The organism is Runella rosea (assembly GCF_003325355.1).
Taxonomy (GTDB): domain Bacteria; phylum Bacteroidota; class Bacteroidia; order Cytophagales; family Spirosomataceae; genus Runella; species Runella rosea.
The window spans coordinates 1360025-1375145 of sequence record NZ_CP030850.1 but is presented as its reverse complement, the minus strand read 5'-3'; the positions used below and the strand labels follow the sequence as shown (position 1 = coordinate 1375145).

Below are 15121 nucleotides of genomic sequence, written 5' to 3'. Positions count from 1 at the left end.
CAATCATTATTCAATTACGACCTTAGTAGTCATCGTTTTCAAGCCTTTGCTTACCCTGAGTACATAAGTTCCTTTGTTCAAATGGGTGGCTTGAAACTCGTCTGCATTTTGATGGAACGGCAAAGCCCTGCCCATAACATCAAATAATTCGACTTTTCCCTCTTTTAGCTCGGTTGGTAAACCCAGTCTAAATAGCCCATTGTTAGGATTGGGAAAAACACTGATTCCATTTTTCGATTCCTGCCGATCGGTTCCCAATACCACGGCCGGTGTGATATTGATAAACAAGGCTTCCGAGCGTTTACTGCATCCTCCGCTGTTCACTTTTACAGTATAGCTGCCCGAATCCTTCGCTTCATAACTAATGCCCGTTGCTTCCTTAATATCTTCATTGTCTTTTTGCCATTGGTAGGTCAAATCTGTTCCTGCATTGGCTTCTAAAATCACTGAAAATATGCCCGCCGCAGGATTTGACCCCACCAAAGGCGTGATCTTGGCAATCCGCGCCTCAGGCACTGGACTAAAAGTGAGATTTACTGCCCCGGAAGTGAGTATACCGCAAGCGGCATCCTTTGCCACTACTTTATAACTACCCGCCACAGATGTGTTTACTGCGATATTAAATCCCTCTGACGTTAATTCTTTGTCGTCTTTTTGCCATTGATAACTAAACCCCGGCACCGGGTCTATGCTTAGTTTAACGCTCTCATTGACACAAGCCTGGGTTTTTGAGGCATTTATCTGTGGTTGGAGTGAGGCGCAGTCGAGAATCAAACGCACTATACGCCCTTTATAGACCATGAGAATCTCCGCATCTGAGATGGGGTAAATACTGCTGATAAGCGCTGGATTAATTTCTTTTGGAATAGCAAATGTGTTATCCGGAGAGCCATCCTTATTCAATAAAAAGAATTCGTTATGGCCATCATCACCGAACCTACCAAAAATCAAGACTTTTTGGTCTGCTTGTTCATAGATAGTCAGAGGGAAGGATACACGCAAAGCAGGTTTGAACGCACTGTCGGGAAGTCCATCATTATTAAATCTCCACAGTTGTAGATTGGTTACAATCAACAGTTTATTGTTAGCTTGAATTTCTTTTAAACCACTGGAGAAATCGATGTCCATTAAAATAGGTTTAAAAGAGGTATCAGGTGCGCCATTGGCTAGGAGACGGGAAAGAATAGGTTGATCATTCACTCTTTCCAATACAAGGATTTTTCCATCTTTTAACAACCAATAAGAAATAAAAGTATCCTTCAATACAAACTCTTGAAACGCATTTTGAGGGTTTACTTTTTGGCCTTCATTATTAATGATAAACCTTCCATTGGTAGTGTTGGGATGGAAATTCCATTGTTTTACTAAAAAGAAATTGTCAGGTAAAGGAAGTGTGGTTGCGCTATCTCTCAGAAATCTATTGTCGATACTACCGTCCGCCTTGATTCTGTAAGTGTTGGAAAAAAATTCAAAAATACCATTGGGCTCGGTTTCTCGATTGAGGAGAAGTGAGCCATCATTTAAAGCATATACACTTTTGTTTTTAGCATAGGCAAAGGCATGGTTGCTCGAACCGCCATAGTATTGAAGCGTATCAAAAAAGCCCTGTGTATACATTGCTGGTAGCGTAGGTTTTTTTGATTGGTAGGCAATTGTGCTATCGATACGCCCGTCTTTATTGAGTCGATACAAATCAGCGTTATAACCATTCTGAATATCCACCAAAATCTGGTCATTTTTCAAAAGTGCTCTGATGCCATTTACTTTAGACCGGGCAAGACGGACGTTTGATTTTTGCAGCACATTTCCTGAACCGTCGATCCAAACGAGGCCTTCTACATAATTGGAGAGCAGGAATTGATCATTGGCAAGGGGCGTGAGAATGTACCTGCCATACATAGGCCGCAGTGCACTGTCCTTTATCAATGGTTTGGCTTCATTGGTACTGGTAATGATTTTGTACGGCATTTTCCGGTTGGGTTCAATGATATTGCCATCGGCCAGCAGAATAATATTTGAGTACTCATCTGTTTCTCCCGTGGGAAAAGGATTGCTTTTCTCCAAACTGCCGTCGGCACTAAAAATGAAATAGGAATAGACATACGTATTGGTATTAAACGCCCATGTTCTGGTTTTGGCAAAAATTTTCCCATCGGGAAAAAAAGATACCTGCATTACCTGCCTATCGACAGTAGAAAAATCAGTCTCATTCTGTCGAAGGTTAAATATCTTTTCTAATTGACCATCCTTGCCATAAATCCTTATTTTAACGGTGTTATCTTGGACAATCCCTAACTGAATTTTATCATCGGATGTCAAGCTTGCATACCGATTGTTTGATTCACCCTCGTAAGTATCGCCTGTTTCTTTTTGGAAAAGAAAAGTATTATCGAGTGTTCCATCACTCAGTAAGCGGAATAATCCCATCTTCCAGTTGAAGAGGATGATTTTTCCGTCAGATTGTATTGCGTAGTTGTCAACATAATAGGGGAATTGGTTAGTATAAACAGTGTCTATCCCTTTGTTGTTGAAGCCGACTATTGTTAATGTAACGCCCGAACCGCCTTTATCTAAAACACCGATCAGTCTTCCATCAGGAAGGGCTTTGAAAACAGGGTAGAGACCTATCTGCGGGATTAAGGTCGCTTGGAAAGTTTCATCATAACTACCATCCCTATTGAGTCGGAAGACGTTGCCCGATGCTGGCTTTTCATTGATATAGTCAAATCGATTATCGTTGATAACAATTATTTTGCCGTCGGGCAAAACAACAGGTGCGGTGAGATTATACGTTCTGAGAAGTACTTGCTGTCCAATAAAATCGGGACTTTTGAAGTTGGGGTCAAATGCATAAATTTTCTTTTTTTGCGCATACACCATTGTCACGATGCCCCAAGCTAAACAGAATAAGATGGCTGATTTTTTCATTGGATAAATTAAAATTCAATGGTTTAGAAAGTACCGTATCGGTACTTCCCGAATGGATAAAAGAGGAACACAATAGCATAGACGGGAGATGCTGTAAAAGGGTTGTATGGTTTAATTCAGTCAAATTTCGGGACTACGGCCCTGTGAAAATGAGAGATTTGACGGGATATTAGTGATTTCGACTATCTTTCTAAAAAATAATCAACCTTTTTGCCGGTGCAGACAACCCAACGGGCGGTTACTTTCGTCTATGGATTCAGCAACCTGCCATGTACCAAAAACAGCGGGTCAATTGTTTAAAAGTTTTCATAATGTCATTGAAACGTTACATAGCAATCGGGATTTTAGGAGGGCTTTGGTCTTGCGACGCAGTTGTCAATAAAGATACGATTATCCCTGAAGAGCCTCAGATACCGCAGGCCGTGGTGGAATCGGTTCGGGCCATCAATCCCAACATGTCTGATGTAAGCCTTACCAGAATGGCAAACGGCGAATTATGGCAAGCTGATTTTCCGTCGGCCATGCACCGAAATTTATTGTTGATAGACGATAGCGGCGAAATTCTTTTTGAAAATCGATTAGTTGGAAAACCCCAGCAACTGCCCGTAGCTGTTCGGAACGAAGCCAATCGGATTGCGCAGCAAGGGTTTATTGAATCGGCATCGGTGATTCAGCGGGATGCGCAAACGCCGGCGGGCTTTTTGGTAGAGGTAAAAATGAAAGACGGCCAAATTCGAAAGCTTCGTTTTAACAGCAATAACGTTTTGGAAACCGATGTCCCCGCCGCTGCTCCTGTCCGCACGACCAACCTTTATCTCACCACCACCGAGCAGATCAGGGAAGATGCGCGGATTCCCGCCCACATTCGTCAGTTCTTTGCCCAAAATCAATTTGCCGTGGCGCACGTAGTGGTGTATGTGTACGAAGACCAAACGGCCAAAATCGTATTGACCAACTACCAACTGACCAATAAATCCGTTACAAGTACTGAAATCCTGCTGGCAGCGGATGGCAAAGTGCTGGAATGGATTGCCCCGTTGGAAAAAGAAATAAGCTATGAAGTGACTCCCCAAAATGAGACACCCGCTCAACTCAATGCTTTGATGACGGCTCAGGCTCCTGGGTGGACATGGGAATACAGCGTGAGAGAACGACAGTTTGGCAAAGAAGCCCAATGGACAACACGCGGGAAAAATGCCAATCAGGAACTCTTTCGAGCACTGGCAGATTACCGAACGGGCACCGCATTCGTGATCAAAACTTCGATCATTAGTACCAATGATATTCCCGATGCTACGCGTCAATACCTTGACAGCCAATGGAGTAGCTGGCAATGGATTAGAGGCCGAAAGTTGCAGCGGACGGACAAAAATCTTCCCGAAAAGTATGTAGTTGAAGTGAAAATAAACGCAGATAGCTACATGGTTCTCTTTGATGGAAACGGCAAATGGCTGTATCAATACAAAAAATCAGGATAAGAGTTTAGTAAAATGTATTCAGGAATCAGCTATATAGCATAAACGTTTACCATTTTGGCCGCATCTCAAAAAGAGATAGATTTAGTAAAAGCCTGTCAGCGCAATGACCGTCAGGCCCAAAATGCCTTTTACAATTTGTATAAAGGGCGTATGATGGGTATTTGTCGTCGTTATACGCGAACAGTTGCTGAAGCGGAGGATGTTTTTCAGGAAGCCTTCCTGAAGATTTTCCAAAACATTGGTTCCCTGCAAAATCCCGAATCAGTAGTGTATTGGGTAAAATCAGCCGTGGTACGGACGGCCATTGACTACTACCGTCAACACCAACATGAGAGTGAGCAGGTAAACTACGAAGCCATTTTGGAAGACTGGAGCGAAACGCCGAATGTATATGACCAATTGACGCAGGAAGAAGTACTGAACATAATCAATCAAATGCCTAATGGCTACCGTTTGGTGGCCAACCTGTATTATATTGATGGATATACCCACCGGGAAATTGCGGAGATGCTCGGTATTGCCGAAGGAACATCTAAATCGCAGTTGGCCAGAGCGCGGGAAATCCTGAAACAAAAATTGAAAGCAATGGGCCTTTGGGCAATAACTTTATAGACCAATATGAAGGACGATGATGAGTTAAAGGAATTGTTGGGGGGCATGTTTAAGGATTTTGAGTCTGAACCCAACCCGCAAGCCTGGCAACGTATTGAGGCAGGGTTGCTGACTGCCCCCCGAAATGCTGTCTGGCCCAGAATCATTTTAGGGGCTTTGATAGGAGTATTTTGTGCCGGTATTTGCCATGCACCAGTGCATAGCAAATGGTTGCAGGCAACGGCAAAAATCAACATTGACGCTTCCGCAAATCAACCTGTAAAAATGCGCAGGCAGGTGCAGTTTGTTGATAAACAATTGGTTAAAACCGTTAAGGTAACTGTAAATGAACTGGCCACTGCATTGGCTTCTGAAAAAATATCCTCCGCAAAGACTTTAATTGAACCCCAAAAAGAACAAAATAGCCCGAGCCCTGCATTGACTGAGCCCGAAAAGACAACGTTGGCGGCAGCAGCAATTCCACCTTCGTTTCAGCCTGAATTATTGAAAGGGAACGGAATCAAAGCGCCGACGGTCATATTAGGAAGCTCACAGGTAAATGTGCTACAATCTCCAGTCAAATCTACTTCCGCAATCAGACTGTGGTCGATCAGTGTGATGCCGTTGGCCACTTATCAGCGAATGTATGTGTTGCCCGAAGCAACTGCGCAAATCCAACAGATTCACTCAGAACATCCTTTAAATGGCAGCCGAACCGGTTTGCGCATTGGAACGGAATTGACGTTATTGCATGACCGGTCAGCTTGGCGTGTGGGGCTTAGTTATACGCAAATGCGTCAGCGAATGCAATATACCTTGAGCACCAACGAATACAAACTAAGCACTCTCACCCCTCAACCGACAGTGAGCTGGCAAACAGAGCAGGCAGAAGAAATGAGTGAATGGCATTTGGTGGGAATTCGTGCCGACCGCCAATACCAATTGGCCGCCAATGGTCGACAAAGGTATTTTGTAAGCCTTGGTACCGAAGCAGCGATAGAGATGGACCGTCGGCAACCTTATGTCTGGGGACATATCTCGGTGGGCATGCAGAAATTGCTTACCCCACGGGTATGGATGACCGTAGAGCCAACGGCCTCTTACAGTGTATTAAGCAAAACTACGGCTAACGGCTTATTGCGCGTTAATCCGTACAATTTCGGATTGAAAGTAAGTTTGGGAATGATGCCATAAATCAGAGAACAGCAATGAAAAAATTATTGTTTTTGTGGACACTAAGCGGTTGGGGCGCGTGTGTACATGCGCAATTGATTTCCAATAAACTGTGGGAGAAATCAGTCGGCACTTCGTTGAATGGTGAGCTTGCCATTGGGTGGCCTTTTAGCCATCAAACGCCTAACGGTTCAATCCTGTTTAGTTTCCCGTATCGACAATGTGTCCTGAAATGCAGTACAACGGTCGTGAATCGAACCATTTTTGTGGACAGTACTTTTAAAAAGGATAACCGCAACTTGCTGAACAATAATTTTGAGTATCAGCCTTTTATCAATGGATATTTTGTAGAAACTGGGAGCATCACCGAGCCTCAAACCAATAAAGTTTATTATACCTCAACCGTTTATGATCCCAACAGTGATGTAAAAGCCGTTTTTAAACGTGTCGAAAATCCTCTAAAGGTGGGGGCACTGACGCCCAATACCAACGGAGGATTCCTGATTTCGTTGCATGAAAATGGGGCTTTTGTTCCCGACAGCATCATAAGCGTTGACAACAATGGACAGGTCGCGTGGAAATATGCGATGCGTTCAGCGTTGTTTCGTTGGCAGGATTCCATTTATAAGCCTACTGCATCTGATGTGCCTTTTTTGGGGAATGATAGGACTGCGGCCTACATTGCCAAGAAAGAAATTCGTTCTAAAACGGATTTTTCTCTCCTTTTGACTACCGTCAAAAATCTCGTGTTGGTAGATAGTACTGGGCGCGAAAAATGGAGTGTTTTGGCCGATTCAAGTGTTTATTCGACCAAAATTGTGGGTCAAGATGCACAATCTCGCTTCGTAGTGTTGACGGTAAAAGATTCGACAGGAAGCCTTCTTAAATTTGATATGGAAGGAAAAAAAACCGAAACGCTTTCCCTTAAATTACCGCCTTTCTATAACCTCAATAATGTTGCCTTCCAAAGTACGCCCGACAACGGATTTTTGCTTTTTCGTAAAAACTATGCCATTCCTGAACTCATCAAATTTGATAGTGCTGGTCAGTTGCAGTGGAAATTCTCTGGCCCTGCCTATTTGAACAAATTAAAGGTTTATTCAAACGGCAGAATTCTTGGATATACGCACTACTACAACGATTATAAGCTGTTTCTGCTGACGTCGAGTGGAAGCCCTATTTTCTCCGACAAGATTATTCATTTTGTGGAAAATAATCAGGGATGGATTTATTTTACCACGACCCAGAAAGTCTATGCGGTCAATCCCGAAGGGGAACTCGCTTGGACGGTAGAACGGCCTACTTCTTATGCCATTTTAAGTTTTGACCGTGACGGAGCGCTGCTTCTGACCGAAACCATTTCTGAGAAGAATGCAAATGCGGCGAGTTTCCTGAAATTGACAGGTTTGGATGTGGTTAACACATTTCGTATTTCAAAATTTTCAACGACTGGGCGATTGATTTGGGCGCTGCCAGTGAAGCTACCAGTGCAAGACCCCAACCGTCAGGCACGAATGCTGGCGGGAACGTATCCTTCCAACGAACAGAAAGATGAATACCTGATTACCCAATTGTTGGTTACCCTGAATCCTGATGCGACGATGGGCAATTGGGATAACTTTTCGCACTTTACCTCCGTCACTAAAATCACGCGGCCCTGCTACGAGAACCTTACCGCTACGCTTCAATCAACGGCATCGGCCCTTTGCGAAGGACAAAAGTTGCCTTTGATTGCGAATACCGATTCTCTCCATTTTTTGTCCTACCAATGGCAGCGCAATGGGCAAATCCTACCCGCCGCCGTACAGTCGACTTTTGACGCAACTGCGCCAGGAACTTACCGCGTTTTGGTGCGGGATACTGTCTGCGCTGTTTCTTCCTTATCGCCCGTCGTTGAAATAAAGCCTGCCGTAGAAGCCACCGTTACGCCTGAAGTAACAGGCCCGATTTATGCCCCATTGAAGGCCCGATTGAAGGCCAATGAAGGGACGGGTCTAACCTATCAATGGTTGAAGGATGGAATAGAAATCACGGGAGAAACCAACTCGGTGTATGAAGCGGGAGAAAGCGGAAACTACGCCGTACGAGTGACCAAAGACGGCTGCCGTAATACTTCCCAAGCGTTGGGAATTACGATTTTACAGCCGCTTGGTGTGGAACCTACGTTGACTGAGTTGGTAAATGTTTATCCCAATCCAACGAATGGTAGGTTTCAATTGACGCTACCGCCTCAGGGGCAAAATACCTTAGTAGAGATGCTTGACGCCACGGGCCGTTCATTGCCTTTACAGGTGCGTGCAGGGTATTATGAAGCAGAAGCGACTCCTGGGTTGTATTGGATACGGGTAAAAGTAGGCAGGGAAGAGATTAAAAAACGATTAATCATTATTCATTGAAACTAAATAAGTAAAAAAAATATACCTTTTTGTTGGTTATTTGAGGGCTGATTCGCAAGATTCAGCTCTTTTTATTTTATTCGCAATAAGAAAACCCCTGTACCCTAAACTCTTAACCTTTTTAATGCAATGGCTGACCGAATAGGTGGTTATCGTATTGGTAAAATGCCAGACGATGTAACCCAAAAAAAAATCAAAAAAAATCTTAATCTCCCGCCCAAAGTCGACTTGCGAAAATTTATGACTTCGGTCGAAATGCAGGTGGGAAACAGTTGCGTAGCCAACTCCTTTGCGGGTGCATACGAGTATTTGGCCAAGCGTACGCTCGGCGATTCTTCGGATGTAAGTCGTTTGTTTATTTACTATAATGCCCGGTATTTTGCGGGTGAACAAGACGAAGATAATGGCTCGATGATGGTCAATGCCATCGAAGGATTAAAAGAATACGGTGCTTGCTCAGAAGATTATTGGCCCAATGATAATGATAGGATAACGGAAGAACCCGATGAGGATTCCTACAATCACGGGGCTAATTTCCGGATTGTAGAAGCCGAATTTATCAAAACGGACTTAGACCTCTGGCGGCAAACCCTGGCCGAAGGGTACCCGATTGCGTTTGCGCTTAATACCTTTAAGTCTTTTGATAGCGCAAATCGCAACAAAGGCCGGGTAATCATGCCCAAAGCTTCTGACGAGGTTCGTGAAACGCACGGTTGGCACGCCATGCTTTGTGTGGGTTATTCTGACCCCGACAAAATGTTTATCGTCCGTAATTCTTGGGGTGAAAGATGGGGCGACGGTGGTTATTGCTACATTCCGTACGATTATGTCATGCACGAAGATTACAACGGACACGATTCCTGGATTGTAAAAGCCGTAGAAAATTTGGATTTCAGCGAGGATATTTCTGACGATAGCGAGGAGTCCAATTTCTACGATGAAGACCGAACCTACCTGACGGATTTCTACATTCAAGTCGAAGACCCCGAAGATTTTGCAGCTCAACTAGAAGCCCTTTGTCAGGAGTACGTGAGTGAGGAAGATGAGTACTATTTTGACTACGAAACCATCGAAGATGAGGACGGGGTAGAGTACCTCGAAATCACCAACTTCGAAATTCTGACGGATGTGTACGAAGATTTCTTGGCAGATTTGGATGCGCTCTGCGACGAATACGCCATCGACGGAGATTATGAATATGTACTGGTCGGGGCCGAAGAGGAAGAAGAAAATGAATAACCAAACGCCCGATTTGGGCTGATTATTCAGTATGGGTTTGTCATTTTGTGGTTATTTATATAATTTTAAGGAGGTTTATTTGTGATTTATCTTTATAAAACCAACCCTTTTACAATTATGAGAACCATTGATGCCTGGCTGAATGAATACGGTGAAAGCCATCAGAATCCTACCAATAAACTGGTACACTGGATTTGTGTACCTGCCATTTTTTTTAGTGTGGTAGGGTTGCTTTATAGTATCAAACTGCCCGTTTTGATTGCCGAAAATCTGCCGCTCAATGTGGCTATGCTCGTACTGGCACTGGTGACGATTTATTACATACGCTTATCGGTTACCTTAGCGATTGGATTGATTCTGTTTACGAGTTTGTGCCTTTTTCTGGCCCAACAAGTTGAAAATCAAGGTTGGACGCTGTGGCAGGTTTCGTTGGGTATTTTTGTGATTGCTTGGATTGGGCAATTTTGGGGGCATAAAGTGGAAGGAAAAAAACCTTCTTTTTTTAAAGATTTACAATTTCTGATGATTGGCCCCGCGTGGTTGATGCACTTTATCTACAAAAAAGCAGGGATACCATATTGATAACTTTATCTCAAATTTGGGGGTAATCGGTGCAATGCCGATTACCTTTTTTGTTATCCTAAACCTAAAATACCAACTGATTGACCCAGCCTTATGAACGCCTTTGAACGCCAGAAAAAAATATATTTTGAAGGAGCCTCAGGAATCGTGTCTTCAATTCCTGTTGACGCTCAGGGGTTGGAAAACAAAGCGATAAAAGCCCTGTCGCCGCAGGCGGCGGCTTATATTGTGGGAGGAGCGGGCCACGGTGATACCATGCGGCAAAATCGTCGGGCGTTTGAGCGTTGGCGCATCATACCACGTATGTTACGTGATGTGTCGGGGCGGGATACGAGCATTGAATTATTCGGTAAAAAACATCCCTATCCCTTATTGTTGGCTCCCATTGGTGTGCTGGAAATGGCGCATCCTGAGGCAGATTTGGCCGTAGCCAAAGCCGCCGCTGCCACGGGCATACCTTACATTTTTTCCAATCAGGCATCGGTACCTATGGAAGTCTGCGCGGCGGCAATGGGCCAGCAAACGCGATGGTTTCAGTTATATTGGAGTAAGTCGGACGAATTGGTGGCGAGTTTTGTTCGGCGCGCCGAAAGCAGTGGTTGTGAGGCAATTGTAGTTACTTTGGATACAACCCTTCTGGGCTGGCGCACCCAAGATTTGGAGCTGGCGTACCTGCCTTTTTTGCGTGGAATGGGCATTGCCCAATATACTTCCGACCCCGTTTTTCGTCGATTGCTGGAAGAGCCAGATCCCACGCCCGCGCCCAAACCCAAGATAACGTACGATGCCATACGCACCTTGTGGAACGTTATCCGACATTATCCGGGTAGCTTTTTAGAAAATGCCAAATCGGGCAACCCCCGCAAGGCGGTCAAAAAATTTGTCGATATTTATACGCGCCCTTCGCTTACTTGGGAAAATCTGGCCTATCTGCGCGAGATAACTAAACTGCCGATTTTGCTCAAAGGAATTCTTCATCCCGACGACGCCCTCAAAGCCTTGGATCATGGCATCAACGGTTTGGTCATTTCCAACCACGGCGGTCGCCAGGTAGACGGGGCGGTGGGTACGATGGATATGTTGCCGCGTATCGCCGAAGTCGTCCAAGGTCGTATTCCTTTGCTGTTGGACAGTGGCGTGCGCGGCGGGGCTGATATTTTTAAGGCTTTGGCGCTCGGCGCTACTGCCGTTTGCTTGGGGCGTCCCTACGTGTATGGACTGGCTTTGGGGGGCAGCGAAGGCGTACAACAAGTTTTGGCCAATTATCTCGCAGATTTTGATTTGACAATGGCATTGGCAGGTTGCCGCTCCATTGTAGAAATCGGGCCAGAAAGCGTGATGGAAACGTAAAATTTAAGCCGAAAAACTGTAAAATTTTTAACTGAAAAAGCGATGTAAAAGTAGTTTGGTTTACTTCTTTTTCAGCACCAGTGCCGATACCAGCGTCATGAGCAAACCCACTGGAAATGGCTCCATAAAGGTGACGGCAAAATTGTAAAACGGATTTTGATATTGGGTGTTGGCCTTGGCTATTTCGGCGGCTTGTTGGGCGATTTCGGCCGCGCTTTTACCGTCTTCTTTCATTTTTTGGAGATGATAGGCCCCAAAATCCTCCATAAAAGTAGGGAAGAAATTGAAGAAAAAAATTAACCACGTAAGTGCGTAACAAACGCAGGAAATGACCGTCACTGCAATGCCGATTTGAAATGCCTTTCCAAACGTAATTCGTCCTTCGCTGTGTTGGTCGCGGTACGATTTGATGCCGAAATAAACCAACGTTAACGAGAGAATAATGGACGTAAATCCAAACCAAACGCCGTAATCGGCAAAGGTTTCAAACCCAATGGCCCGGCCAATGGTGGTTAATAAAACCAGTAAAACGGAAGAGAGAGCACCCGAAATAAGCCCGAACCGAATAATTGTCTTTTGCATAATTGGTAGTTTTGAAGAGGTGAATGCTAAACGGGGTGATTGTTGTAAACCCTGAGCAAAAGTAGGGTAGAAGCCAGGAACGAACGGTCATACTTTTGGGTGATTTTTCCGAAATGGCCCAAAATCATTCTTTAGTTTACCCTTAATATCCCCAACTCTTTGGCGCGATGGATGGCTTTGGTGCGGCTGTTTACGTCCAACTTTTCAAACAACCGCGCCGAGTGTGTTTTGACGGTGTTGGGTGAGACAAACAGTTTATCTGCAATTTCCTGATTGGTCAATCCCTGCGTAATCAGTTCCAACACTTCCAACTCCCGTTTGCTGATTCCCAATTCCTTGATTTTAGCTTCATCAAACGTGGGCACTGCCTGAACACTCATGGGAGCGGGGGATTGGCGGGTGAATTTAAGCCCCGCCCAAATCCCGATTCCCATGAATAAGGCCGCAATCAATCCACCGTATATTTCAAAAATGTGCATTCGTACCAAAAATTGGTACTCGATGAGTTTGAGCACAATCAGCAGGAAACCCAATCCAAGCCCGTACAAAAAATACGTTTTTCTCATTCTTTCAAAAAAACAAATGACTGCGGTGGCATGACTTTTTCTCAAAATTGATTAAAATTGACAAACAACTCAATTTCTTCTCCATTATTCGCATGAAATTAGCTCAACAAACCGCCATTATCACTGGCTCTAGTTCGGGAATTGGCCGTGCCATTGCCGTTGCCTTCGGAAAAGAAGGTGCCAACGTGATTGTCAATTACAACAGCAGTCGGACAAAAGCCTTGGAGGTTGTCAAACAAATAAAAGCCGAAGGCGGCGATGCCATCGCGGTCAAAGCCAACGTGGGCAAAGAAGCCGACGTGCTCAAAATGTTTGAAAAGGCCATTGAAGCCTTTGGTCAAGTGGATATTTTAGTGGCTAACAGCGGGATTCAGGACGATGCGTCTTTCCTGAATATGACCCTCGACCAATGGAACAACGTAATAAACATCAACCTGACGGGGCAGTTTTTGTGCGCCCGCGAAGCCGCCCGCCATTTTGTGGCCCAAGCCGAAGGGAAAACCACCACGGGAGCGATTGGCAAAATTATCTGCATGAGTTCGGTGCATGACATGATTCCGTGGGCGGGGCATATCAACTATGCCGCCTCAAAAGGGGGAGTGTTGATGTTTATGAAGTCCATTGCGCAGGAGCTTGCTCCGCTCAAAATCCGTGTCAATGCCATCAGTCCGGGAGCCATTCAGACGCCCATCAACAAAAGTGTGTGGTCGTCGGAGGAAAATAGGCAAGCGTTAATGAAACTGATTCCGTACCGTCGCATTGGTCAGCCCGAAGACGTGGCCAAGGCTGCCATTTGGTTGGCTTCCGACGATTCTGATTATATCACGGGAGAAACCCTCTACGTAGACGGCGGCATGATGCTCTACCCTGAGTTTTCGGACAACGGCTGATGAGAGCAGTGGTGCAGGTTGCTCACAACCTGCACCACGTTCTTACAACCTGCATCACGCATATTTATCCTTCAAAAGCCATTGTTTTCCCCAATCGACTGCTTTCAATCGCCAACTCCATCACGCGGGTGGTGTTGCGTGCGTGTTGCGGCTTCACAATCAGCTCTTTGCCTTCGGCAATGGCTTCGTAAATGTTGTCATAAAAAGGAGTGTAGTGACCGGGTAGCGTTTTAATCGTTGCTTTCCCTGCTTCGGTGTATAGCGTTCCCCACTGGTTTTCTGGTTCTTCTCCCCAGTTTTCAGTGTTGGGTAGGATGTTTTTTCGTAAGGTATCCTCTTGAATATCAAGTCCGTATTTGATAAAACTCCCCTTTGTGCCGTGAATGACGTATCGTAAGTTATTTTCAAAAACCATTAAACTGGCTTTGAGAATGATGCTTTTGTCGGCATAATCCATCCGGATGTCAAAATAATCGTCGGTTTCACCACCAGAGCGCACGATTTTGATGGTGGCGGTTACTTTTTGGGGAGTGCCAAACAACACCAATGCTTGGTCGATTAGGTGAGGCCCTAAGTTGTACAGCGTTCCTGCCCCTGCGGCGGCTACTTCTTTCCAGGTGCCTTGGGCTACTTCAGGGCGAAAACGGTCAAAATGTCCTTCAAATTCAATCACATCTCCCAGCGTTCCGTCGTTGAGCAGCTTTTGGATGGTTAGAAAATCAGCATCCCAACGGCGGTTTTGATAGGCCGTCACCACCCGTTTTTTTTGTTCGGCCAGCGCAATCAGCTCGTCGGCTTCGGCGGTTGTGTTGGTGAATGGTTTTTCAATGACTACGTGTTTGCCCGCTTCCAAAGCCGCCTTGGCGTAGGGAAAATGGAGGTCGTTGGGGGTACAGACAAACACAACGTCGATGGAATCGTCGGCCAAAAGAGCTTCGGTGCTACTGATGACCTCAATGGAAGGGTCGAATTCGTGCACTGAGGCAGCGTTGCGCGTTACCACTTTGGTCAATTTGAAATGAGGGTTGACTTTCAAAAACGGTGCATGAAAATAACGCCCCGATAGCCCGAAGCCAATTAAACCAACATTTAAAGGAGTAGACATAATAACAAGTTTTGAGTAACGTAAGGTGGTCTAAAACAGATTTGCAAATAACGAAAGCATTCTCCAAAAATGAAGGGTAAATCTTTCAAAAGTTACTGTATCGGTAGCGTCTTTTTTTAGGGAGCTGGGTAGCCGCTTTTTCCTGACTCTCTCCACAAATGTTCGTCATAGCTAGCGGTGTGTGTTGGGGTAATTCCTAATAAATTGGGCAAAAAGTTTTACCTTTGGCCTCTCAAAACTA

At 45.0% G+C, this 15121-nt stretch carries 12 protein-coding genes; 8 read left to right on the top strand and 4 right to left on the bottom strand.

Annotation, left to right across the window (positions count from 1 at the left end; all coding sequences use genetic code 11):
* Window positions 1–6: 6 nt before the first annotated feature.
* Complete coding sequence (locus DR864_RS05820) at window positions 7–2928, bottom strand: T9SS type A sorting domain-containing protein (protein WP_114066069.1); 2922 nt, start codon at window positions 2926–2928, stop codon at window positions 7–9.
* Window positions 2929–3239: 311 nt separating this feature from the next.
* On the opposite strand from DR864_RS05820, the gene DR864_RS05815 reads away from it, so the two are divergent.
* The 7 genes from DR864_RS05815 (at window position 3240) to DR864_RS05785 (ending at window position 11737) form a co-directional block, all read left to right on the top strand.
* Window positions 3240–4406, top strand: coding sequence for a hypothetical protein (locus DR864_RS05815; protein WP_162793571.1), 1167 nt, complete (start codon window positions 3240–3242; stop codon window positions 4404–4406).
* Window positions 4407–4460: 54 nt separating this feature from the next.
* Window positions 4461–5018, top strand: a complete 558-nt coding sequence (locus tag DR864_RS05810; RefSeq protein ID WP_229599529.1) for an RNA polymerase sigma factor — start codon at window positions 4461–4463, stop codon at window positions 5016–5018.
* Between the two features lie 6 nt (window positions 5019–5024).
* Window positions 5025–6191 carry an ATP synthase mitochondrial F1 complex assembly factor 1 gene (locus DR864_RS05805; RefSeq protein WP_114066067.1) on the top strand — a complete coding sequence of 389 codons (1167 nt, stop codon included), beginning with the start codon at window positions 5025–5027 and terminating at the stop codon, window positions 6189–6191.
* A 14-nt stretch (window positions 6192–6205) separates the two neighbouring features.
* Window positions 6206–8566: a T9SS type A sorting domain-containing protein gene (locus tag DR864_RS05800; RefSeq protein WP_114066066.1), complete on the top strand. Its 2361-nt coding sequence runs from the start codon at window positions 6206–6208 to the stop codon at window positions 8564–8566.
* 129 nt (window positions 8567–8695) lie between these two features.
* The gene (locus DR864_RS05795; RefSeq protein ID WP_114066065.1) at window positions 8696–9805 is read left to right on the top strand and encodes a C1 family peptidase; all 1110 of its coding nucleotides are present in this window, start codon (window positions 8696–8698) and stop codon (window positions 9803–9805) included.
* Between the two features lie 117 nt (window positions 9806–9922).
* Window positions 9923–10387: an Mpo1 family 2-hydroxy fatty acid dioxygenase gene (locus tag DR864_RS05790; protein WP_114070169.1), complete on the top strand. Its 465-nt coding sequence runs from the start codon at window positions 9923–9925 to the stop codon at window positions 10385–10387.
* Window positions 10388–10480: 93 nt separating this feature from the next.
* Entirely contained in the window at window positions 10481–11737 is a 1257-nt protein-coding gene (locus DR864_RS05785; RefSeq protein WP_114066064.1) for a lactate 2-monooxygenase, read from the top strand.
* 60 nt (window positions 11738–11797) lie between these two features.
* On the opposite strand, the gene DR864_RS05780 is transcribed toward DR864_RS05785, so the two are convergent.
* Together DR864_RS05780 and DR864_RS05775 are read right to left on the bottom strand one after the other, a co-directional pair.
* Window positions 11798–12319, bottom strand: a complete 522-nt coding sequence (locus DR864_RS05780) for a DUF4199 domain-containing protein (protein ID WP_114066063.1) — start codon at window positions 12317–12319, stop codon at window positions 11798–11800.
* Window positions 12320–12450: 131 nt separating this feature from the next.
* A complete protein-coding gene (locus DR864_RS05775; protein ID WP_114066062.1) occupies window positions 12451–12885 on the bottom strand; it encodes a response regulator transcription factor in 435 nt (144 codons plus the stop codon).
* 92 nt (window positions 12886–12977) lie between these two features.
* Between DR864_RS05775 and DR864_RS05770 the strand changes: the two genes are divergently transcribed.
* Complete coding sequence (locus DR864_RS05770; RefSeq protein WP_114070168.1) at window positions 12978–13775, top strand: SDR family oxidoreductase; 798 nt, start codon at window positions 12978–12980, stop codon at window positions 13773–13775.
* 64 nt (window positions 13776–13839) lie between these two features.
* Here DR864_RS05770 and DR864_RS05765 read toward each other — a convergent pair whose 3' ends face one another.
* A complete protein-coding gene (locus DR864_RS05765) occupies window positions 13840–14880 on the bottom strand; it encodes an oxidoreductase (RefSeq protein ID WP_205319206.1) in 1041 nt (346 codons plus the stop codon).
* Window positions 14881–15121: the final 241 nt, after the last annotated feature.

Excerpts from the sequence above, each read along its gene's own strand:
- DR864_RS05820 (WP_114066069.1), bottom strand. The coding sequence starts at position 2,928 with ATGAAAAAATCAGCCATCTTATTCTGTTTAGCTTGGGGCATCGTGACA.
- DR864_RS05815 (WP_162793571.1), top strand. The coding sequence starts at position 3,240 with ATGTCATTGAAACGTTACATAGCAATCGGGATTTTAGGAGGGCTTTGG.
- DR864_RS05805 (WP_114066067.1), top strand. The coding sequence starts at position 5,025 with ATGAAGGACGATGATGAGTTAAAGGAATTGTTGGGGGGCATGTTTAAG.
- DR864_RS05800 (WP_114066066.1), top strand. The coding sequence starts at position 6,206 with ATGAAAAAATTATTGTTTTTGTGGACACTAAGCGGTTGGGGCGCGTGT.
- DR864_RS05795 (WP_114066065.1), top strand. The coding sequence starts at position 8,696 with ATGGCTGACCGAATAGGTGGTTATCGTATTGGTAAAATGCCAGACGAT.
- DR864_RS05790 (WP_114070169.1), top strand. The coding sequence starts at position 9,923 with ATGAGAACCATTGATGCCTGGCTGAATGAATACGGTGAAAGCCATCAG.
- DR864_RS05785 (WP_114066064.1), top strand. The coding sequence starts at position 10,481 with ATGAACGCCTTTGAACGCCAGAAAAAAATATATTTTGAAGGAGCCTCA.
- DR864_RS05780 (WP_114066063.1), bottom strand. The coding sequence starts at position 12,319 with ATGCAAAAGACAATTATTCGGTTCGGGCTTATTTCGGGTGCTCTCTCT.
- DR864_RS05775 (WP_114066062.1), bottom strand. The coding sequence starts at position 12,885 with ATGAGAAAAACGTATTTTTTGTACGGGCTTGGATTGGGTTTCCTGCTG.
- DR864_RS05770 (WP_114070168.1), top strand. The coding sequence starts at position 12,978 with ATGAAATTAGCTCAACAAACCGCCATTATCACTGGCTCTAGTTCGGGA.
- DR864_RS05765 (WP_205319206.1), bottom strand. The coding sequence starts at position 14,880 with ATGTCTACTCCTTTAAATGTTGGTTTAATTGGCTTCGGGCTATCGGGG.